Source organism: Streptococcus sp. 11273D007BT (assembly GCF_053547195.1).
Genome location: NZ_JBPWPE010000001.1, coordinates 1,496,168 through 1,519,303, shown reverse-complemented (window position 1 = coordinate 1,519,303; position 23,136 = coordinate 1,496,168). Strand labels below are relative to the sequence as shown.

The 23,136-nt window shown below is 39.2% G+C and carries 17 protein-coding genes and 1 pseudogene; 16 read left to right on the top strand and 2 right to left on the bottom strand.

The features are described from left to right. The first annotated feature begins 7 nt into the window (after positions 1–7). The 7 genes from ACEE75_RS07730 to ftsX all read left to right on the top strand — a co-directional run bounded on the left by ACEE75_RS07730 (position 8) and on the right by ftsX (position 7,896). Positions 8–394, top strand: a complete 387-nt coding sequence (locus tag ACEE75_RS07730; RefSeq protein ID WP_447575580.1) for a DUF1934 domain-containing protein — start codon at positions 8–10, stop codon at positions 392–394. A gap of 205 nt (positions 395–599) precedes the next feature. After that, positions 600–3,284 (top strand): cation-translocating P-type ATPase, encoded by a 2,685-nt coding sequence (locus ACEE75_RS07725; RefSeq protein WP_447575581.1) that lies wholly within the window; start codon positions 600–602, stop codon positions 3,282–3,284. Between the two features lie 119 nt (positions 3,285–3,403). Next, positions 3,404–3,832, top strand: coding sequence for a hypothetical protein (locus ACEE75_RS07720; RefSeq protein ID WP_447575582.1), 429 nt, complete (start codon positions 3,404–3,406; stop codon positions 3,830–3,832). A gap of 60 nt (positions 3,833–3,892) precedes the next feature. Further along, on the top strand, positions 3,893–5,023 hold the full coding sequence (gene queG, locus ACEE75_RS07715; RefSeq protein ID WP_447575583.1) for a tRNA epoxyqueuosine(34) reductase QueG: 1,131 nt from the start codon (positions 3,893–3,895) through the stop codon (positions 5,021–5,023). 46 nt (positions 5,024–5,069) lie between these two features. After that, positions 5,070–6,165 (top strand): peptide chain release factor 2 gene (gene prfB, locus ACEE75_RS07710; protein WP_427895248.1). Its coding sequence is split into 2 segments (ribosomal slippage): positions 5,070–5,141 and positions 5,143–6,165, totalling 1,095 coding nucleotides; the frame shifts between segments, so codons are not numbered across the junction. Positions 6,166–6,179: 14 nt separating this feature from the next. Further along, positions 6,180–6,872, top strand: coding sequence for a cell division ATP-binding protein FtsE (gene ftsE, locus ACEE75_RS07705; protein ID WP_354368298.1), 693 nt, complete (start codon positions 6,180–6,182; stop codon positions 6,870–6,872). Between the two features lie 106 nt (positions 6,873–6,978). Continuing rightward, positions 6,979–7,896, top strand: coding sequence for a permease-like cell division protein FtsX (gene ftsX, locus ACEE75_RS07700; protein ID WP_447575590.1), 918 nt, complete (start codon positions 6,979–6,981; stop codon positions 7,894–7,896). A 69-nt stretch (positions 7,897–7,965) separates the two neighbouring features. On the opposite strand, the gene ACEE75_RS07695 is transcribed toward ftsX, so the two are convergent. Next, a complete protein-coding gene (locus tag ACEE75_RS07695) occupies positions 7,966–8,598 on the bottom strand; it encodes an MBL fold metallo-hydrolase (protein ID WP_447575584.1) in 633 nt (210 codons plus the stop codon). Between the two features lie 285 nt (positions 8,599–8,883). Between ACEE75_RS07695 and ACEE75_RS07690 the strand changes: the two genes are divergently transcribed. Beyond that, positions 8,884–9,162, top strand: coding sequence for a rhodanese-like domain-containing protein (locus ACEE75_RS07690; RefSeq protein WP_447575585.1), 279 nt, complete (start codon positions 8,884–8,886; stop codon positions 9,160–9,162). On the opposite strand, the gene ACEE75_RS07685 is transcribed toward ACEE75_RS07690, so the two are convergent. Further along, a complete protein-coding gene (locus ACEE75_RS07685) occupies positions 9,146–10,474 on the bottom strand; it encodes an Nramp family divalent metal transporter (RefSeq protein ID WP_447575586.1) in 1,329 nt (442 codons plus the stop codon). The genes ACEE75_RS07690 and ACEE75_RS07685 overlap by 17 nt on opposite strands. A gap of 114 nt (positions 10,475–10,588) precedes the next feature. Between ACEE75_RS07685 and ACEE75_RS07680 the strand changes: the two genes are divergently transcribed. From ACEE75_RS07680 to ACEE75_RS07645, 8 genes and pseudogenes are all read left to right on the top strand, one after another. Next, a complete protein-coding gene (locus ACEE75_RS07680; protein ID WP_447575587.1) occupies positions 10,589–13,045 on the top strand; it encodes a bifunctional DnaQ family exonuclease/ATP-dependent helicase in 2,457 nt (818 codons plus the stop codon). Between the two features lie 36 nt (positions 13,046–13,081). After that, complete coding sequence (locus ACEE75_RS07675; protein ID WP_447575588.1) at positions 13,082–13,567, top strand: cell wall elongation regulator TseB-like domain-containing protein; 486 nt, start codon at positions 13,082–13,084, stop codon at positions 13,565–13,567. Next, entirely contained in the window at positions 13,564–14,748 is a 1,185-nt protein-coding gene (locus ACEE75_RS07670) for a pyridoxal phosphate-dependent aminotransferase (RefSeq protein ID WP_447575589.1), read from the top strand. The genes ACEE75_RS07675 and ACEE75_RS07670 overlap by 4 nt, the downstream gene beginning before the upstream one ends. 8 nt (positions 14,749–14,756) lie before the next feature. Further along, a pseudogene (locus ACEE75_RS07665) lies at positions 14,757–15,132 on the top strand (VOC family protein). Positions 15,133–15,149: 17 nt separating this feature from the next. Further along, the gene (gene asnS, locus ACEE75_RS07660) at positions 15,150–16,496 is read left to right on the top strand and encodes an asparagine--tRNA ligase (protein ID WP_449164849.1); all 1,347 of its coding nucleotides are present in this window, start codon (positions 15,150–15,152) and stop codon (positions 16,494–16,496) included. Between the two features lie 122 nt (positions 16,497–16,618). Next, positions 16,619–17,302 (top strand): YjjG family noncanonical pyrimidine nucleotidase, encoded by a 684-nt coding sequence (locus tag ACEE75_RS07655; RefSeq protein WP_447575319.1) that lies wholly within the window; start codon positions 16,619–16,621, stop codon positions 17,300–17,302. Positions 17,303–17,537: 235 nt separating this feature from the next. Next, positions 17,538–20,543 carry a GBS Bsp-like repeat-containing protein gene (locus ACEE75_RS07650; RefSeq protein ID WP_449164848.1) on the top strand — a complete coding sequence of 1,002 codons (3,006 nt, stop codon included), beginning with the start codon at positions 17,538–17,540 and terminating at the stop codon, positions 20,541–20,543. A gap of 33 nt (positions 20,544–20,576) precedes the next feature. After that, complete coding sequence (locus tag ACEE75_RS07645) at positions 20,577–23,093, top strand: GBS Bsp-like repeat-containing protein (RefSeq protein WP_449164847.1); 2,517 nt, start codon at positions 20,577–20,579, stop codon at positions 23,091–23,093. Positions 23,094–23,136: the final 43 nt, after the last annotated feature.

The window sequence follows — 23,136 nt, the reverse complement described above, 5'->3', positions numbered from 1 at the left end:
TATCGTGGTGAAAATTAGTCTAAAAAATAAGATTCAAATGGGTGAAGAGGTCGAATACATTCACGAAGTCCATGAGGGAGAATGGCTTCAAAAAGGAGGGTATAACTATTTACTTTTTACTAATTCAGAGAAAGAAAAAGTTGTGATTAAGTTCTCATCCGTTGAGATGACGATGACACGCTTTTCAACTCCTAAAACCATTATGCGCTTTTTAGAAGGTCAGGAAGCAGTTGTCACTATTCCGACACCTTTAGGGATTCAGCACTTTGTCACTCAAACTGATGCTTATCAAGTTGATTTGAATCAACAATGTCTTTATTTATCTTATCATTTGAAAGGTTTAGAGAATCAAAAAATATTTGCAGACTACGAAATGAAAATTTCATGGTCTTAGAAAACGGTTTCAGAAGTAGAAATGGTTTGAATTTCCTTATAAATTTGCTATAATAGAGAACAAATCGAGGGAGTAGCTAACGATATTCATCGTGATAGGGTCGTCAGTCCGAAATTATTTCCGGCCCTATCTTAAATAGCGAGACTTGTTTTAATAAAAACAGGTCTCTTTTTCATTTAGAAATAGAGGCCAAGGAGGAGAAAAATTGTCCAAAGAACAAAAGCGTGATACTTTTTACACGCAAAATGCAGACGATGTGTTGACAAGCTTAGGCTCTTCAGCAGAAGGGTTAACTGGTGAAGAAGCAAGTAAACGTCTCACAGAGTACGGTCGTAATGAACTTGATGAAGGGGAAAAACGCACCCTCTTAGCAAAATTTCTAGATCAGTTCAAAGACCTGATGATCATTATCCTGTTGGTTGCCGCAGTTCTATCAGTTATTACCACAGGTGGTCATGATTGGGCAGATGCTGTAATCATTTTGGCAGTAGTTGTCCTTAACGCAGCTTTTGGTGTCTATCAAGAAGGTCAAGCTGAAGCAGCAATCGAAGCCTTAAAAAACATGTCTAGTCCAGTTGCTCGTGTCCTTCGTGATGGTCACGTAGTAGAGGTGGACTCTAAAGATCTTGTTCCAGGTGATGTGGTTATGCTTGAAGCGGGAGATGTGGTGCCTGCAGATATGCGCTTGTTAGAAGCAAACTCTCTTAAAATTGAAGAAGCTGCGCTGACAGGTGAGTCTGTTCCTGTTGAAAAAGATTTGACGGTAACATTAGAAGCTGATGCAGGGATTGGTGACCGTGTAAACATGGCTTATCAAAACTCTAACGTCACTTATGGTCGTGGTATTGGTGTCGTAACCAATACAGGAATGTTTACCGAAGTTGGTAAAATTGCAGGGATGTTGGCTAATGCAGACGAATCTGATACACCACTTAAGCAAAACTTGAATGACTTATCTAAGACACTTACTTATGCTGTTTTAGTGATTGCAGCCATTACTTTTGCGGTTGGTGTGTTCATCCAAGGACAGGCTCCACTTGAAGGTTTGATGACCTCTGTGGCACTTGCTGTTGCAGCTATTCCAGAAGGACTTCCTGCCATCGTTACCGTGGTGCTTTCTCTTGGAACACAGGTTCTTGCTAAACGTAATTCAATTGTACGTAAGTTGCCTGCTGTTGAGACACTTGGTTCAACTGAAATTATTGCATCAGATAAAACTGGTACTTTAACGATGAACCAAATGACAGTTGAAAAAGTCTATACAAACGGTCAATTGATTGATGCAAAAGAAGCATTTGAGGCAAGTAACTCAACACTTCGTGTCATGAACTTTGCGAATGATACTAAAGTTGATCCAACAGGGAAATTAATTGGAGATCCAACGGAAACAGCTCTTGTTCAGTTTGGTCTTGATCATGATTTTGATGTTCGTGAAGCTTTAGTTGATGAGCCTCGTGTTGCGGAGTTACCATTTGATTCAACACGTAAACTCATGTCAACCATTCACCAGCAAGCAGATGGTAAGTTCTTGGTTGCTGTTAAAGGTGCACCTGATCAACTACTTAAGCGCGTTACACAGATTGAAGATAATGGCTCTATCCGTCCAATCACAGAAGAAGATAAGTCTGCTATCTTAGCTACCAATAAATCATTGGCTAAACAAGCCCTTCGTGTCTTGATGATGGCATACAAGTACGTTGATGCTATCCCTGAACTTGAGTCAGACATTGTTGAAAATGACTTAGTCTTCTCAGGTCTTGTCGGAATGATTGATCCTGAGCGTCCAGAGGCAGCAGAAGCAGTTCGTGTGGCTAAGGAAGCTGGTATTCGTCCAATCATGATCACAGGAGACCATCAAGATACTGCAGAAGCTATCGCTAAGCGTCTTGGTATTATTGAAGAAGGTGATACAGAAGACCATGTCTTCACTGGCGCAGAACTTAATGAATTATCTGATGAAGAATTCCAAAAAGTTTTCAAACAATACTCTGTTTATGCGCGTGTTTCTCCTGAACATAAGGTTCGTATTGTGAAAGCATGGCAAAATGATGGTAAGGTAGTTGCTATGACCGGTGATGGTGTTAATGATGCACCATCACTTAAGACAGCCGATATTGGTATTGGTATGGGGATTACAGGTACAGAGGTATCTAAAGGAGCATCTGACATGGTCCTTGCAGATGATAACTTTGCAACCATTATTGTTGCTGTTGAAGAAGGACGTAAGGTCTTCTCTAACATTCAAAAAACGATTCAGTACCTTCTTTCAGCTAATACCGCAGAGGTTCTAACGATCTTCCTTGCGACTTTATTTGGTTGGGATGTTCTTGAACCAGTTCATCTTTTATGGATTAACTTAGTGACCGATACCCTTCCAGCTATCGCGCTTGGTGTTGAACCGGCAGAACCAGGTGTTATGACGCATAAGCCTCGTGGACGTAACTCAAGCTTCTTCTCAGGTGGTGTGATGAGTTCCATCATCTATCAAGGAATTTTACAAACTATCCTCGTTCTTGGGGTATATGGTTTTGCACTTCTTTACCCAGAACATGCAACTTATAAAGAAATTCATGCAGATGCATTGACGATGGCATATGTGACTTTGGGTCTTATCCAGTTGGTACATGCTTATAACGTTAAATCTGTTTACCAGTCTATCTTTACAGTGGGACTCTTTAAAAACAGACTCTTCAACTGGTCTATTCCACTTGCTTTCTTGTTGTTGATGGCAACAATTGTTATTCCAGGATTTAATACCTTCTTCCATGTGTCTGTCTTATCTCCGACACAATGGTTAGTAACCATCATTGGAAGTTTAATTATGGTATTGGCAGTTGAAATCGTCAAATTTTTTCAACGTAAACTTGGTTACGATGAAAAAGCAATCTAAAATTTTAATGGTTGAGAAAAAATGATAATAGGAGCTAAGGTCAACCCCTTAGCTCCTTTATTAATCTTTGACAAAATATTGTGTTAGTGATATAATACAATAAAAGGGAGGTGGTAGTCATGAAAAAGAGGTTCAGACTGGTTAGTCTCAGTGTGTTCAGTCTCATCTTATCTTTTTGGATTTTGGTAGCTTGTCGGCAGGTTTCAGCAAAGCAAGATCATATCCTTGTTTATAATGCTCGTCATGAACAAGTGGCAAAAATAACTGATCAAAAGACTTTGGCTATTTTAAATGAAAAAATTGGTGAGTCAGGAGCAACTACCAGTGATATAGAGGAGCTTCCAAAAGATGCCAAGGTCAGCTACCGTTACGAAGTGATTGATGTTCGAGATGATGGTAAAGCTCATAGCGTTACTTTTGAAGTCTATCAAAATTACCCTTATATGAGTATGGTAGATGTTCCCATGTTGTCTCGCTTGACTTGGACTTTATCCGAAGAGGAAAATGATTTGTTTCAACATCCAGAAGATTTAGAACATCCTAAATAGGTTGGAGTTATCCAGCCTATTTTTCTTGCATCGCAAACAGCTTTCCACTAAAATAAAGATATGGATATTAAAAAAAGGATTCAAGAATTAGCCAATGATATTGGTATTTCAAAGATAGGTTTTGCAACAGCTGATGATTTTTCTTATTTGGAGAAAAGCTTGCGCTTAGCAGTCGAAAATGGTACTAACTCAGGTTTTGAACATAAAAATATTGAGGAGAGGGTGAAACCAAGACTGTCACTGGAAAGTGCCAAAACCATTATCTCCATTGCAATTGCTTATCCTCATAAACTTCCCCAGCAACCTCAAAAAACCGAATATAAACGGGGGAAGATAACCCCTAACAGTTGGGGGCTTGATTATCATTACGTCGTTGCCGACAAGCTAAAAAAACTTTCAGAAGGAATCGAAGGGCTATGTCAAGAGGAAGGTTTTCCTTATGAACATAAGGCTATGGTTGATACAGGTGCTTTGGTTGACACGGCAGTTGCTAGGCGAGCGGGGATTGGGTTTATCGGAAAAAATGGGCTGGTTATCTCTAAAGAATACGGCTCTTATATGTTTTTAGGGGAATTGATTACCAATTTAGAGATTGAACCTGATCAGCCTGTTGATTATGGTTGTGGTGATTGCACGCGCTGTTTAACTTCTTGTCCGACCTCTTGTTTAAATGGTGATTCAACCATGGATGCGAAACGTTGTCTGAGCTTTCAAACGCAAGATAAGGGAATGATGGCCTTAGAATTTCGGAAAAAAATAAAGACGGTTATCTATGGTTGTGATATTTGTCAAATTTCTTGCCCTTATAATAAAGGGATTGACCATCCTCCTGTCACAGAGATTGATCCAGAATTAGCGCACCCAGAATTGATCCCATTTCTTGAATTATCAAATACTCAGTTCAAGGAGAAATTTGGAATGATTGCGGGATCTTGGCGTGGAAAAAATATCTTGCAACGAAATGCGATTATCGCTTTAGCTAATGCCCATGATAAAACAGCAGTGGTAAAACTTTTAGAAATCATTGATAAAAATCAAAATCCTATCCATGTTGCAACAGCCATTTGGGCTATTGGAGAAATTATCAAAAAACCGAATGAAGAGCTTCAAAATTTTGTGTTAAGGATTGATTCATCTAATAATGATATTATGGACGAGCGTGCCAGAGTCCTTAAAAAATGGCAAATATAGGCTATTTATGATAAAATGAAAAGGATTGAAAAGAAAGAGGTATAGTATGGATATTGCAGAAATCCGTCAAAAAATAGTAGAACATAAAGAGAAGTTGACTAGCTTCAGGAGGTCTCTTTGACTTAGATCGCCTAGAAGAAGAGATTGCCCTGCTAGAAAATCGTATGACTGAGCCAGATTTTTGGAATGATAACATTGCAGCGCAAAAAACGTCTCAAGAATTAAATGAGTTAAAGCAAAAATATGAAACCTTCCACAATATGGAGGATCTGGTTGATGAAGTTGAGATTCTTCAAGACATGCTAGCCGAAGATGCTTCTTTACAAGAAGAGTTAGAGGAGAGCCTTGTAAAGTTAGAGAAAATCATGACCAGCTATGAGATGACTCTCTTATTGTCAGAGCCTTACGATAATAATAATGCAATTTTGGAAATTCACCCAGGATCAGGGGGAACAGAGGCTCAAGATTGGGGAGAAATGCTCATGAGGATGTACACCCGTTTTGGAAACGCTAAAGGTTTTAAGGTTGAGGTTTTGGACTATCAAGCAGGTGATGAGGCTGGCATTAAATCTGTTACCTTATCGTTTGAAGGTCCAAATGCTTATGGCTTGTTGAAGTCTGAGATGGGGGTACATCGTTTAGTAAGGATTTCACCTTTTGACTCAGCCAAACGACGCCACACGTCATTCACTTCTGTCGAGGTAATGCCTGAACTTGATGATACCATTGAAGTTGAGATTAGAGATGATGAGATTAAGATGGATACTTTCCGTTCAGGTGGTGCTGGTGGACAAAATGTCAACAAGGTTTCAACTGGTGTGCGTTTGACACATATTCCAACAGGAATTGTCGTAGCTTCAACGGTTGATCGTACCCAGTATGGAAACCGAGATCGTGCCATGAAGATGTTGCAGGCTAAGCTTTATCAAATGGAGCAAGAGAAAAAAGCCGAAGAAGTCTCAGCTCTAAAAGGAGATAAAAAAGAGATTACATGGGGAAGTCAGATCAGATCATATGTCTTTACTCCTTATACTATGGTCAAAGACCATCGGACTAGCTTTGAAGTAGCACAAGTGGATAAGGTGATGGACGGTGAGTTAGATGGCTTTATTGACGCTTATCTAAAATGGCGTATGGAATAAGAGAAAGGAAAAATATGGCCTTAATTGAACTTAAAGGAGTGACCAAAAAATATAAACGTGGCTCTACAGCACTCAGAGATTTATCAGTCTCTATCAATCAGGGAGAGTTTGTTTATCTTGTTGGTCCATCTGGAGCAGGAAAATCAAGCTTTATTAAGCTCTTGTACCGTGAGGAAACTGCAACCAAAGGGACCATTAAAGTTGGTGAATTTGAGTTGACAAAACTTAAAGCGCGTCAAGTTCCTATTTTACGTCGTAACATTGGAGTTGTCTTCCAAGACTATAAATTGCTTCAGCGAAAGACGGTTTATGAAAATGTTGCATTTGCCATGGAAGTGATTGGGAGCAAACGTAAGGATATTAAAAAGCGTGTGCCAGAGGTATTGAACTTAGTTGGTCTTAAACATAAATCACGTTCATTTCCTGAGGAATTATCAGGTGGTGAGCAGCAACGTGTTGCGATTGCGCGTGCCATTGTCAATAATCCAAAACTTTTGATTGCCGATGAGCCAACAGGTAACCTAGATCCTGAAATTGCGCTAGAGATAATGCAGTTGCTTGAGCGTATCAATCTTCAAGGGACAACTGTGATTATGGCAACGCATAATAGTGTTATTGTCAACACTATGAAACATCGTGTTCTAGCAGTTGAAGAAGGACGTTTAGTACGTGATCAAGAGGAAGGAGACTATGGATACGATGACTAATCTATTGAAACAAATTTGGCAACGTAGCCAAGAGGTGGGCGGAAATGCAGCTCCTTGGATTCTAATAGGTGTAGGGGTAATTATCCTTGCTTTGCTTGTGACTTTAATGGTGCGGATGCGTTTCTTTCGCTATAATTGGGAGTCACTGAAAAGTATTAAACGTAATGGTTGGATGACCTTTGCTGCGACAACCTCTGTGACGATTACCTTGATTCTATTGGGCTTGTTTGCCTCAGTGATGTTAAATGTCGAGAAGGTGACTAGAGATATTGAAGGGAATGTTCCTATTTTAGTTCGCTTATCAGAAGGATCGACAGACGCTCAAAAGACGATTAAAAATGATAAAGGTGAAACCGTTACAAATAAGAATTATCACAAGGTTTATGATCAAATTATGGCTTTTGATCAAGTCAAAAGTATCACTTATTCTAGTAAGGAAGCACAACTAGAAAAATATAAGGCTACTTTAGGTGATGATTGGGAATCTAGTCCACTTTTGGATGTTTACGAAGTTAAGTTGACCTCGTCTGATTCCTTGAAAAGTTTGAGTGCAAAAATTCAAGATTTAGAAGAGGTTGATTCGGTTGACTTTGGTGGAGCAGATATCGAGCGTTTAACAACTGTTACCAATTATATCCGTATTGGTGGTCTAGCAGGGACAGGTATTTTGTTATTGATTGCGATTTTTATCATTTCAAATACTATTCGTATCACCATTATGGCACGTCAAAATGAAATTCAAATTATGCGTCTTGTAGGTGCCAAAAATTCCTACATTAAAGGACCGTTCTTCTTTGAGGGGGCTTGGATTGGCTTAATTGGAACTATTGTTCCAGCTCTCTTGATGTTCTTTATCTATACTTGGGTTTATCAAGGGATGAATCCAAGTTTCCAAGAAGACAATCTCTCACTTTATGCCCCTAGCTTTTTTATCCCAGTTATGATTGTTGCCATGGCAGCTGTCGGTATGGTGATTGGAGCACTAGGTTCAGTTCTCTCAATGAGACGTTTCTTGAAAGTATAATTGATAATAACAAAAACGATAAACATCTTCAGAATGTTTATCGTTTTTTATGTGATATGGATAGAATGGTTAGTTTAAAAACGGATTAAAGGTTTTCTCGTGTCCAATAGTGGTATCCCAACCGTGTCCGGGATAAACGGTATAGTGATTAGGTAGCGTCAGCAGTTGCTCTTTTATCCCAGCGATGAGATCATCAAAGTTACTGGTAGGCAAGTCAGTACGTCCGACAGTTTCTTTAAAAAGCGCATCACCAGAAAAGACGGTTTCCTCTTTTTCAAAGATAAAGGAAACCCCACCGTGTGAGTGGCCAGGTGTAGGGACGACGCTAAACTGAAAGCCAGAGAGCTGGTAAGGACTATGGTAGTTAAAAAAAGCATCTGCTGGCTTGATAATCACATCAGGCATATCAGAGTGGCGGTCAAGACCAGAAAGATTAAGCTCAGGGGTAAAGAGCCAGTCAGCCTCTTTTTCAGAAACATAGACTGGGCAAGCATAGCGCTCTCTAAGAATATCCACACTCATGATGTGGTCATAGTGGGTGTGGGTTAATAAGATAGCTGCCAAGGGACGATTTTGTTTTTCTAGTTGATGAATGATCGCAGCATGATCACTTCCTGGATCTATGACAAGACAAGCTTTATCATTTATTAAAAGATAAGTGTTTTCACGTGCGACAGCATTTAAAAGTCGAATAATTTCCATAAGTCCAGTTTACCTAAAAAAGAGGAAAAAGTAAATTTTTTGAAGTGCTTGCTATTTTGAAAAAGGCACTGTTAAAATGAAATAGTATTTCTTTAGAAGAGAATCTCAATTCAGATACTTACTTGATCGTAAAGAGAAGCTGATTTTAGAGAAGCTTATATTAAGAATTAACCTACTCACCGTATTTAGGTTGTTTGAAGGGAAAGCTATTCTGATTGTTTAAAAATCTGATATTCTTATTAAAATTTGCTATACTAAGTATATCAAGATAGAAAAGAGTAGATAATGTTAGAAAAAATGAATCCTAATGCCCTTCTGATTGATGTTCGAGAACCTGAGGAATATGCTCTAGGGCATATCACGGGCAGCCAAAATATTCCTATGAGTGACATTCCCCATTGGGCAAAAACTGCTGATCAAACACAGGAACTTTATGTCTATTGTAAAGCAGGGGTTCGTGCGGAACAGGTAGCCCTTTATTTGAAAGATGAGGGATTTACTAAAGTAACCAATCTAGGAGGCCTAGAGGAGCTAACGGCTCTAGGTTTCACCATAAGTCAATAATCAGCTTGAGATTTAACAGCGTCAACATAACAGCCGCCACATAAGCTAATATGGTATTCCATTTGCGATTTTGGAATTCCCCCATGATGTCTTTTTTAGAGCTAAAATAAATCAAAGGAAAAATAGAAAAAGGAAGTGCGATAGATAAAAAGACCTGAGAGTAAATTAAGAGTTGATCTAGCGCTCCTTCTGTATTGCCAAAAATTAGGGCAGAGATGGCAACAGGTAATAGAGCAACACTTCTTGTGATCATGCGAATCAACCATCTTGGTAAGGTGATATTAAGAAAGCCTTCCATGACAATTTCCCCTGTCAGTGTTCCTGTGATGGTGGAGTTTTGCCCACTAGCTAAGAGAGCTGTGGCAAAAAGTGTTGATAGGCTAGCACTGGCAATGCTACCAGCGATTTTTGGGTCTGCTAGTGCTTGATACATATCTGAAAATGCTTTAATATGCTCTGCTTTTCCTTGAAAAATGCTGGCGCCTAAAATTAAAAGGAGGGAATTGACCAAAAAGGCTAAGCTAAGTTGAAGATTAGAATCTAAGGTCATAAAATGAATGGCCTTTTTTAATGCCTTTTTATCTCTGGTATCAACTGCTCTTGTTTGTGAGATAGCACTATGCAGATAAAGGTTATGTGGCATGACAGTAGCCCCAATGATGCCAAGTGATAGGGTCAGAAGTGACGCATACTGACTAGGAGGACTGGAGAGAATGGTCTGAGGAAGGTAGCCAGCAAAGATTGCACTGGGATGCGGTTTAGCTAGAAAAGTCAAATAAAGAAAAATCAAAAAGATGGTTAAAATGAGGGTACTAACCAGTGCTTCAATTTTTCTAAACCCAAATTTCATCAGTAAAAGAAGGATAAAAACATCAAATATGGTTACAAAGACTGAGAAAATCAAGGACCAACCAAAAAGTAAATGAAGTGCAATTGCAGATCCAATAACCTCAGCTAGGTCAGTTGCCATTAAAGCCAATTCTGCAATAACAAACAAGAGGTATCGGATAGGTTTTGGAAGATGTTCTGCTGTTAACTGTGCCAAATCTTTCTGGGTAACCATACCTAGTTTTCCAGCCATTTGCTGAAGCTGCATGGCAATCAAAGAAGAAATGAGAATCACAATGAGAAGACTATAGCCGTGCTTAGCCCCTCCAATAACACTTGTTATCCAGTTTCCAGGGTCCATATAGCCTACAGCTACTAGACTCCCAGGACCTATGAAAGTCATCAGAAGTTTCCAAAAGTTATTGGTTTTTGGGACAGAAACACTAGCATGAACTTCAGCCAGCGATTTTTTTGAGTTTATCATAGTAAAATCGTCTTTCTAAAATAAGGTTAGAATTATTATAACATATGAGCAAATAAGATAAAATCCCCCTTTCTCATGTTGAAATAGTCTGCACTATGCTATAATTAAGGTGTTATGAGTCAAAAAAAATCAAGAAAATATGCCGTGGTTGATTTGGAGGCAACCTCTGCAGGTAGCAATGCTAGAATTATTCAAGTTGGTATTGTGATTATCGAAAATCATCACATTATAAAAACTTACGAGACAGATGTTAACCCTCATGAAAGTTTAGATGACCATATTGTAGAACTAACAGGTCTGACCGATGAACGTTTGGCTAAGGCACCTGATTTTTCGCAAGTGGCAAGAGAGATTTTTCACTTGATTGAGGATTGTATTTTTGTCGCCCATAATGTCAAATTTGATGCCAATCTTTTAGCAGAAGAATTGTTCTTTGAAGGGTATGAGTTACGAACACCTAGAGTTGACACGGTTGAATTGGCACAAGTCTTTTTTCCGAGCTTTGAAAAATATAGTTTACCTAATTTAGCAGAAGTCTTGGACCTAGATTTACAAGATGCGCATACAGCTATAGCTGATGCTTATGCGACAGCACAGCTTTTTCTAAAAATCAGAGAAAAAATGGCTAGCCTACCTAAGATAACATTGGAAACCATTTTGTCTTTCGCGGACCATCTTCTGTTTGAGTCGCGTTTGGTTCTTGAAGAGATTTTTGAGGAAGTCCCCACTCAGTTACCAGATCATCTCTTGGAAGTTGGTGGTTTGGTCATTCAACATAGCAAGCAATATAGAAAATCCAAATATTTATCACAAGACTTTCTGACTAATCTTGCTTTGTTAGATTTAGAAGAGAGGGCTGCTCAATTAGAATTTTCACAGCTCGTTGAAGACGGGTTAGGTTCTTTCGTTCCCAGTTTTATTGAGGCGCAGACAGGAATCGGTAAGACTTACGGTTACTTATTGCCTTTATTAGCTAAGGCAGAGGGGCAGATTTTAGTAAGTGTGCCGACAAAATTGTTGCAAGATCAGATTATGGAAAATGAAGCAAAGCGGCTCAAAGAGATCTTTCACATCAATAGCCATAGTGTGAAAAGTCCTCGAAATTACATCAAATTAGATGCCTTTTATCATAGTCTGCAGCGCCAAGATAAAAATCGCTTGCTCAATCGTTTTAAAATGCAAATCTTAGTGTGGCTGGTTGAAACTAAAACAGGAGATTTGGATGAGATTAGGCAAAAGCAGCGCTTAGAGTCTTATTTTGATGAGCTACGTCATGATGGTCAAGTGAAAAGAGATTCTCTCTTTGCAACGGTTGATTTTTGGGAGCGTTCGGACCAACTAGCGAAAACCAGTCAAATTTTAATTACCAACCACGCTTACCTTCTTGAAAGGATGCAAGATGATATCGATTTTGTAAAAGGAAAAGTATTAGTGGTTGACGAAGCCCAAAAATTCTTTTTAGCTTTGGAAAACTTTTCTCGCCGACGTTTAGATATTACCCAGACCTTGCAATGGCTAGATAAAGAAGCCAAGCAGACGGTCAATCTTTTACAAAAACGTCTCCTTGAACGTCTTCAATTTAACCTTTCACAGGCTAGTCAGGCTTTTTATCAAAAAAAAGAAGTGAGTTTATCACAAGACCTCCTAGAGTTCATACGACAAGATATCAGTGAATATCCTCTTCGTTTAGAAGAAGATCTGTGGAAGATTTTTCTACCTTACTACAGCGATTATTGGTTTGAGAGTGAAGTCGAGCAAGAGCAACGAAAAACCTACCTAAATGCAGCACGTCTTGACTTATTTCGTTTTCAAACCTTCTTACCTGACTTGACTAAAGTGTATTTTGTGTCGGCAACCTTAGAGATTAGTAAGCGTGTCACCTTACCAGATTTACTTGGTATAGCAGATTATGAGGCTTATCGGATTGAATCAACTAAGTCTTCTGATCAAAAGATATGGGTTGACACTTCCATGCCAAATTTGGTGGATTTGCCAGATGCCATTTATGAAGAAGAGATTGCTAGACGACTGATGGCACTCTCACAGCTAGAAAAGCCTATTTTAGTGTTATTTAATTCCAAACAGCATATGTTGGCAGTATCGGAGCGTTTGGATACCTGGATGGTGAAACATCTCTGTCAAGAAAAAAATGGCTTGGCTTACAATATTAAAAAACGTTTTGATCGAGGAGAAGTTAATATCTTGCTGGGGACAGGCAGTTTTTGGGAAGGAGTTGATTTTGTGCATCAAGACCAGCTCATCGAGGTGATTACCCGCCTACCTTTTGAAAATCCAGAAGATCGATTTGTCAAAAAGGTTAATCACTACTTGCGACAAAACCATAAAAATCCCTTTTATGACTATACCTTACCTGTCATGACCTTGAAATTAAAACAAGCTATCGGAAGAACTCAGCGCCGTGAAAATCAAGTATCTGCAGTTCTGATTTTAGATAAACGAGTAGTCTCAAAAAGTTACGGCAAACAAATTTGTCAGATACTTGAGCAAAATAGTTCTCTATCTTGCAAAAAATTTCCTGACATTGTAACTGAAATCACAAGCTTTTTTTGATATAATAGAAAACATCAAATAATTTAGGAAGATCAAATGGGAAAGCGTAAAAGAAAACGAGTTCTCTCAACCAAAGAGCAGTTCATCATTGGTCTTGGTTTAGTCTTTTTCGTCTTATTTTTATCCACTATTTTAGTGATTTTTTTCTCTATGAAACCCAATATTGACACACAAAATATGGTGAAGGCTGTGGCTACAAAGGAAGCCCAGTTATCCAGTGTGAGTCGTATTGATCGGTATAATGGACAAACAAGCTATTATAGTGTCTTTGGTAAAACTGCTCAAGATGAGAATGTTGTGGTGGTGATTGGTATAAAAGATAAGGATATCCATATTATACCGACTAAAGAAGGGATTTCTAGACAAGCAGCAGAACAGATTGCTAAAGAAAATGGCGCTAAATCAGTTAAGGCAACTTTGGGTTATATGGATGATAAACCTATCTGGGAAGTGGCATCTGGAACAACCTACTATATCATTGATTTTAAAACTGGGGATTTGGTAAAAACGGAGGGTATATGACAAAATTATCAGAGCGTGTGCTTACTATGGAAGAAAGTGTTACTTTAGCTGCAGGAGCGCGTGCTAAGGCATTGAAAGCTGAAGGTCGTGATATCTTAGCTTTGACCTTAGGTGAGCCAGATTTTGCAACACCTAAACATATTCAAGACAAGGCGATTGAAGCTATTTCAAATGGTAAAGCAAGCTTTTATACGGTGGCATCAGGACTTCCTGAGTTAAAGGATGCGATCAATACTTACATGGAAAATTACTATGGCTATTCTGTGACCCCAAATCAGGTGGTGGTGGCAACAGGTGCCAAGTTTGTTCTTTATGCCTTTTTTATGGCAGTTCTTAATCCTAATGACGAGGTAATTATCCCAACACCTTATTGGGTATCTTATGCTGACCAGGTTAAAATGGCGGAAGGACAACCAGTTTTTGTACAAGCAACTGAGGAAAATCAGTTTAAAGTTACTGTTGAACAGTTAGAGTCAGCGCGTACAGAAAAAACAAAGGTTCTTTTACTCAATTCACCATCTAATCCAACAGGTATGATTTATACAGCAAAAGAGTTAAAAGCTATTGGTGATTGGGCGGTTGAGCATGATATTTTGATTTTGGCTGATGATATCTATGGACGTTTGGTTTATAATGGCAATCGTTTCACGCCTATTTCTAGCCTCTCTGAAGAGATTCGTAAACAAACTATTGTGATTAATGGGGTTTCAAAAACTTATGCGATGACAGGTTGGCGCATTGGTTTTGCTGTAGGTGAACCAGAAATTATTTCTGCTATGGCAAAAATTGCTAGTCAAACCACATCTAACCCGACAGCAGTTGCACAATACGCTGCCATTGAAGCCTTAACAGGTGACCAAGAGCCGATTGAAAGGATGCGTCAAGCTTTTGAAGAACGCCTAAATACTATTTATCCTCTATTAGCTGAGATTCCTGGCTTTAAGGTGATTAAGCCACAAGGTGCCTTTTACCTTTTCCCAAATGTCAAAAAAGCTATGGAGATGAAAGGTTATACAGACGTGACAGCATTTACGAATGCTATTTTAGAAGAAGCAGAAGTTGCCTTGGTAACAGGTGCAGGGTTTGGTGCCCCTGAGAATGTTCGTTTGAGTTATGCGACTGACCTTGATACCCTTAAAGAAGCTGTTCGCCGTATTAAAGAGTTCATGGAAAAGAACTAGGGTGTTTTATGATTGACCACTTTAGTATTGGTGTTAAAAATCAACAGTCTCAACAGCCTTCTATCGAAAAACTTTAGAGTCACTTAGTTATAAATTAAGTTTCGACAATGAATATGCTGTTAGCTTTGGTTAGCTTAGAGGAAGTGCTCTTGCTGGAGATTTTTGGTTGGAGAGTGGTCAAGCAAATCCCCATCACTTTGCTTTTAATACAAAGATGCGTAAGAAGTTGAAACCTTTTACCATACAGGTTTAGCTGCTGGTGACAAAGATAATGGTGCTCCTTAGGAACGTAACCATTATCATGAGGGTTATGACGCAGCTTTTATCATTGATCCAGACAGTAATAATATCGAGGCTGTTTGTCACAAAGAGGAATACAATTAGAAAAGAGAAAAAAATTAATGTCTAGAAAATTAGTAACGATTATTGATGTGCCTAAGCATGTAGGAGAAGAAGTGACTATTGGTGCTTGGGTTGCCAACAAATCTGGGAAAGGTAAGATTGCCTTTCTTCAACTCCGAGATGGCTCTGCTTTTTTCCAAGCAGTTGCTTTTAAACCAAATTTCATTGAAAAATTTGGTGAAGAAGAAGGAGCTGCTAAGTTTGATACCATCAAACGTTTGAGCCAAGAAACGTCAGTTTATGTGACTGGCATCGTCAAAGAAGACGAACGTTCAAAATTTGGTTATGAACTTGATGTGACTGATCTTGAAGTGATTGGCGAATCTGTTGATTACCCTATCACACCAAAAGAACACGGTACAGACTTCTTGATGGACAATCGTCATCTCTGGTTGCGTTCACGTAAGCAGGTTGCCATTCAGCAAGTTCGTAATGCGATTATTTATGCCACTTACGAGTTTTTCGAGAAAAATGGTTTCATCAAGTTTGATAGCCCAATCCTTTCTGGAAATGCTGCTGAAGATTCAACAGAGCTTTTTGAAACAGATTATTTCGGAAGCCCAGCCTATCTCAGTCAATCAGGTCAGCTTTATCTTGAAGCTGGTGCTATGGCACTTGGTCGTGTCTTTGACTTTGGTCCTGTTTTCCGTGCGGAAAAATCTAAAACTCGCCGTCACTTGACAGAGTTCTGGATGATGGATGCCGAGTATTCCTTCCTCTCACATGAGGAGTCGCTTGATTTGCAAGAGGCTTATGTCAAAGCCTTGATGCAAGGGGTTATCGACCGTGCCCCACAAGCACTTGAAACTCTTGAGCGTGATGTTGATGCTCTTAAACGCTATATTGCAGAACCATTTAAGCGTGTGTCTTATGATGATGCCATTAGCCTTCTCCAAGAGCATGAAGCAGATGAAGACACAGACTATGAGCATCTTGAGCATGGAGATGACTTTGGCTCACCACACGAAACATGGATTTCAAACTACTTTGGTGTGCCAACCTTTGTGGTCAACTACCCAGCAAGTTTCAAAGCTTTCTACATGAAACCAGTTCCTGGTAATCCAGAGCGCGTGCTTTGTGCTGACCTTTTAGCCCCTGAAGGTTACGGTGAAATCATTGGTGGTTCTATGCGTGAGGATGATTATGATGCCCTTGTTGCTAAGATGGATGAGCTTGGCATGGACAAATCAGAGTACGAGTTTTACCTTGACCTTCGCAAATACGGCTCTGTCCCACACGGTGGTTTTGGTATCGGTATTGAGCGTATGGTAACCTTTGTTGCTGGTACAAAACACATCCGCGAAGCCATCCCATTCCCACGTATGTTACACCGTTTGCATCCATAAACAAATGATAGATTAAGAAAGCAACCGTCTATTGTCACAGGTTGCTTGCTATTTTAAAGATAAGCTGATAGTGAATAGATGAGATAGCTAGTTTACAGTTTTCTAAATGAAGAAAGGATAGCATGAGCTATAAATTTTTATTATTTGACTTAGACAATACCTTGCTAGATTTTGAGGCTGCCGAAGAGTTTGCCTTGGATGAGCTATTAAAAGAGCAAGAAGTAGAGGCGATTGAGGCTTATAAGGCTTACTATAAACCGATGAACCAAAGCATGTGGCAAGATTTAGAACAGGGAAAAATAGCAAAATCTGAGTTAGTGAATACACGGTTTTCAAAATTATTTGCACATTTTGGTCGTGAAGTTGATGGTAAGGCTTTAGCTAAGGCTTATCAAAATCATCTCTCAAAGCAAGGACAGCTGTATCACGGTGCTAGGGAATTGTTGGTCGATTTAACAGATAGAGGTTACAAGCTCTATGCTGCTACAAATGGTATTGCTGCAATCCAAAAGGGCCGTCTAAAAGTATCAGCTCTAGAGCCCTTCTTTCAGAAAATCTTTATTTCAGAGGAAGTAGGTAGCCAAAAACCAGAGGTTGCATTTTATCATCATATCGCAAACTCTATTTCAGGATTTAACAAGTCTGAAGCCTTGATGATTGGAGATAGTTTGAGTGCAGATATAAAAGGCGGGAATGATTTTGGGATTGATACGGTTTGGTATAACCCTAAAAAGAATCAAACGTCCTCCTCTTTACATCCAACTTATGAGGTACCGTCTTATCAGATGTTATTGGATTTGTTATAAAAAGTCTTCGTTAATGAAGGCTTTTTATTTTTTAGTATTGTGAAACCTAGAAAAATATTTTGTTTCAATTCACCTCTTCTTTTTCATGAAAATGTGCTATAATGAATGCATAAAATATTAGCGAAAACTGACAAAAAACCATACAGATTGCATGATTTTTAATGATTCGGTAATATTAAAAATACCATTATCAATCTTTTTGGATTACTTATGAAAGGGATAGAGGGTGAAAACAATGAAAGGATACGGAAAAAAACATCTAGCCAGTAAAGCGTTTCTGACCATTCCTATGGTTTTAGCTTTTGCAGGAGGGATTCAAGCTCAGGCAGAAGACTTGGTGACCACTGAGTCTATTCAGCCAGAGGTGAGTTTAACTCAAAGTAGTGCGGCTGAGGTAAAAAGTGCTCCAGAAGCTGATGCTTTAGCTACAGCCTCTTCAGAGTCTCAAGCTACGGTGATATCTCAGCAAGAAAGTAGTGAAACTAGCACAGAGCTTTCCTCTAATGTTAGCTCAGAAGTGACTTCAAGCACAGCCTCTTCTGAAACAACGAGTTTAACCAGTGCTTCTCAAACAAGCAGTCTTTCTTCTGAGACTAGTTCGGTAAGTTCTACGCCAGTGACAGCCAGTTCAGAAAATGCAGTTTCTAGCGTTAGTACGACTACTAGCACGACCAGTTTGACGAGTGAGTCAGCGGTGCTTTCTTTGGTACAAGGTTATGCGGCAGATGTGACTAATCTTCCAGTGACTAGTGTGGCGCAAAAAGATCAAGCCTTGACCATTCAGTACAACCGTCCGATCAGTTCCGATGAAGTGATTAAGATTGCAGTTTGGTCAGATCTTAAAGGTCAGGATGACCTTAAGTGGTACACGGCAGACAAGTTAGGTGCAGCCTATGTGGAATTAAAAAATCATCGCGATTATGGTAAGTATAATATCCACACTTATGCTGATCGTAGTGGTCGCATGGTGGGCTTAAATGCGACTGAACTGACAGTTGTTGCTCCAGCTAAACCTGCTATTACCGTATTTTCTAAAAGCGTTTCTGTTTTTGACGTCACCATTTCTAATGTTCCAAACACCATCTCTTCGGTCAAAGTTCCTGTATGGACAAATCAGAATGGTCAGGATGATTTGGTTTGGTACACCGCTGCTAAGGAATCTAATGGGACTTATCGTGTGACGGTTGACACTAAAAATCATAAATCGGAAACTGGTCAGTACCACATTCATGCTTATGGTCAAGCATCAGGTAGTCTTCAGTTACAAGGTTTGACTACGGCAACTTACACTGTCACACCTTCTCAAGCAGACACTGTTAAACAACCAAGTGTGTCAGTTGTGGCCAAAGGTGAAACAGCTTTTGTTGCGACAATCACTAATGTTCCAAGCACCATCTCTTCGGTTAAAGTTCCTGTTTGGACAAATCAGAACGGTCAAGATGACTTGGTTTGGTACACCGCGAGCAAACAAGCTAGTGGAACTTATCAAGTAACAGTTGAAGCTAGAAACCATAAATCTGAAACCGGTCAGTATCATGTTCATTTTTATGGACAAGAAAGTGGTCGTAGTCAGTTAGTTGGTTTAGCTGCAGTTAGTTACAATCTTTCTCCTTCTCAACCAGAGAGTCCGTCTCAACCAACAACTAACTTGCCTTCAAGTGGGACTTATGTCTTTATAGAGCGGACAAGTGTAAGAAGTGAACCTAAACTTACTAGTCCAGAAGTTGTTTATTATGAAGCAGGTCAAAAAGTTAATTATGATCGAGTTTTGACAGCAGAGGGCTATGAGTGGATTAGCTATATGTCACGTAGTGGTGTTCGTCGCTATGCAGCTGTCAATAAAGTGACAGATAATTCAACACCGACCCCATCAGATTCTATTCAACCAGCTGATACAACAAAACCAGCTCTTAAAGTTACTGCTAAAGGAGACAATGGTTTTGATATTACGATCTCTAATGTTTCATCAGATATCTCTGCTGTCATGGTGCCAGTGTGGTCAGAAAAAAATGGGCAAGATGATATTAAGTGGTATCAAGCTAAACGACTAACTTCTAGTGATTTTTCGGTAACGGTCGAATTAAAGGACCATCAATATCAAACAGGTTCTTATAATATTCATGTTTATGGACGAAATAAAGCCACTGATAAATTGGAAGGTCTGATGACCGAAACTTACACCGTACCAAGTGTACAAAGCAAAGGGACAATCCATGTTGAAAATGTGAATAACTATAGAGGAACTTTTGATCTAGTGATTGCTAATGTCGGTGCTTCTGCAGGCATCAAAGAAGTCTTGGTACCAGTTTGGTCTGAACAAAATGGACAAGATGATATCAAATGGTACCAAGCACAAGCCCAAACTAACGGAACCTATAAAGTTACAGTCTTTGCAAGTAACCATAAATATACTGATGGAAAATACTTAGCCCACCTTTACTATAAAAACAATCAAGGTGCTCTAGAAGGGGTTGCCTCAACCAGCGTAACCCTCTCTTTAGAAAGTCAATCAGAAAAACAGTTCACAGTTGCGAATAAAACGTTCACCATTTTTGGGAAATATAATCCAACCTATGCCGTTTTACAAAGTCTAGCGAATACCATTACTACTTTAGAAAATCAAGGTTATAATATTGGATTTAAGTTGGTAGATGCAGACACCAATAAAGGAATTGCTTATAACCAAAATAGCAAGTTTTATTCTGCATCAACCATTAAAGGACCTTTTGTTGCGAGCTTGGTAGCCAATAATAGCTCAGCCTTCCAAAAATCAGGTAGTACTATTTTAGATGTGCTAAGAACTTCAAGTAATGAAGGTTACAAGTATTTACGTGATACTTATGGACCATCTGCTTTATATAACTGGGCAAGAGAAGCTGGTGTGGCAACAAATGTGGTAACTCCACTCTATCCTTATTTGACAGCTCAAGAGCTTTTTGCATTATGGCAAAGAAATTATCAGTTCTTTACAACAAGTAACTATGGAAAACAAGTTGGAACCTGGTTTGAAAACCCAAATCTATCACCTATAAAATCTGTCCTAGGTTCATCTTATAAAACACAATCTAAAGCAGGTTGGATTGGTTATCCTGGCTATCGTGCAGCTAATGATGCAGGAATCGTCTATACTCCAAAAGGTAATTATATTGTTTCCATTATGACAAATGCGGATGGTCGTCTCGGTTTAGTCAACCCGACTGTTTTAGCTTTGAATAGTGTTTACTTTGACATCAAAAAATAAAATGATAAATGAAATGTTTAGTTAGGAGAAATGATGAAAGGATACGGAAAAAAACATTTAGCCAGTAAAGCGTTTCTGACCATTCCCATGGTTTTAGCTTTTGTGGGAGGCATTCAAGCTCAGGCAGAAGAATTGGTGACCACCGAGTCTAGTCAGCCAGAGGTGAGTTTAACTCAAAGTAGTATAGCTGAGGTAAAAGGTGCACTAGAAACTAATGCTTTAACTACAGCCTCTTCAGAGTCTCAGGCTACTGTTTCAACTCAGCAAGAAAGTAGTGAGACGAGTACGGAGATTTTCTCTAATGTTAGCTCAGAAGTGACTTCAAGCACAGCCTCTTCTGAAACAGCGAGTTTAACCAGTGCTTCTCAAACAAGTCGTCTTTCTTCTGAGACTAGTTCGGTAAGTTCTACGCCAGTGACAGCCAGTTCAGAAAATGCAGTTTCTAGCCTTAGTGCGACTGCTAGTACGACCAGTTTGACGAGTGAGTCACCGGCTATCGCTTTGGTGCAAGGTTATGCGGCAGATGTGACTAATCTTCCAGTGACTAGTGTGGCGCAAAAAGATCAAGCCTTGACTATTCAGTACAACCGTCCGATCAGTTCCGATGAAGTGATTAAGATTGCAGTCTGGTCAGATCTTAAAGGTCAGGATGACCTTAAGTGGTACACGGCAGACAAGTTAGGTGCAGCCTATGTGGAATTGAAAAATCATCGCGATTATGGTAAGTACAATATCCACACTTATGCTGATCGTAGTGGTCGCATGGTGGGCTTAAATGCGACTGAACTGACAGTTGTTGCCCCAGCTAAACCTGCCATTACCGTATCCTCTAAAAGCGTTTCTGTTTTTGATGTCACCATTTCTAATGTTCCAAGCACCATCTCTTCGGTTAAGGTTCCTGTATGGACAAATCAGAATGGTCAGGATGATTTGGTTTGGTACACCGCGAACAAACAAGCTAGTGGAACTTATCGAGTAACAGTTGACACTAAAAATCATAAGTCAGAAACTGGTCAGTATCACATTCATGCTTATGGTCAAGCATCAGGTAGTCTTCAGTTACAAGGTTTGACCACGGCAACTTACACTGTCACACCTTCTCAAGCAGACACTGTTAAACAACCAAGTGTGTCAGTTGTGGCAAAAGGTGAAACAGCTTTTGTTGCGACAATCACTAATGTTCCAAGTACCATCTCTTCAGTTAAGGTTCCTGTATGGACAAATCAGAACGGTCAAGATGACTTGGTTTGGTACACAGCGAGCAAACAAGCTAGTGGAACTTATCAGGTAACAGTTGACACTAAAAATCATAAATCTGAAACCGGTCAGTACCACGTTCATTTTTATGGACAAGAAATTGGTCGTAGTCAGTTAGTTGGTTTAGCTGCAAGCACTTATACGGTTCCGACACCAAAACCAAAAGAGACCATGGCAACGACATCTACGGTTAAAGTCAGCACAAGCGACTACCAGAAAGAAAATGGAAAAGTAACTGTTGTCGTAGATGCGGGTACAGAAGCTTCATCGGTTAAACTTGTTCGTGTCGCAGCTTGGTCTGAAAGTAATCAATCTAACTTAAAATGGTACACTGCAACTGAGTCAAAAAATGGGCAGGTTCAGATTACTGTTGATACAGTCAATCATAAGTATATTGATGGAAACTACACGATTCATACCTATATTGATTATCAAGATGGCTCTACAAAAGGATTTAACCTAGGTCAGTATAACCTCCAAGTGCCAAAAGCCAAAGTACAGGTTTCGACAACCTATAAAGGAACAGGTGTCTATGGTGTGACAATTAACCATGTGGTCACTAAGGGAGAAGTGGTCTTTGCAGTTTGGTCTGAAAAAAATGGACAAGACGACTTGAAATGGTATGGTGCAAAAGCAGTTAGCCCAACAACTTATGAAGCAACATTTGATAGTAAGCAGTATGCAGATGCTGGAAATTATATGATTCATGTCTATCAAAAACTAGACGGTAAAATGCAGTTTTTAGCATCAAGTACACAATATGTTGAACGAAATCGTTATGAAATGCCTGTCTATAGCCAACGAGATGGACGTTGGGGAGGTCTTCAATATGGTTTGTTTAACTTGGCAACAGCTGGTTGCGTGCCAACTGCCTTATCAATGGTTTTCTCATCTCTGACTAACCAGGATATCAAACCAACTACGGTTGCTAATTACCTATATCATCAGACCAATCATTTCAACAAATACTTTATAGGAACGTCTAGTCTTGGAATTTTTGAAGCAAGTAAAAATTGGGGCTTAAATACAACCGTATTAAACAGCCAGTCAGCTTTAGAGGATGCTCTAAAAGAAGGGCATTATGTTGTTGCAGCTGTTCAATATAATAAGTTTGTGGCAACAGGGTCTCATGAAATTGTTTTAAAAGGCTACCAAAATGGTCAAACTCTTGTATCAGATCCTTATACAGGAAAAACAGAGTGGTATCCTGTCAGTCGTATTTTTTCAGAAGCAAGTACAGATAAAGATGATACAGCACATAAAGGTAAACCCTTTATTAAAATTACAGATTAGCTTGAGCTAATGGATTATTTATCGTCTTTTAGTTTACTTTTAG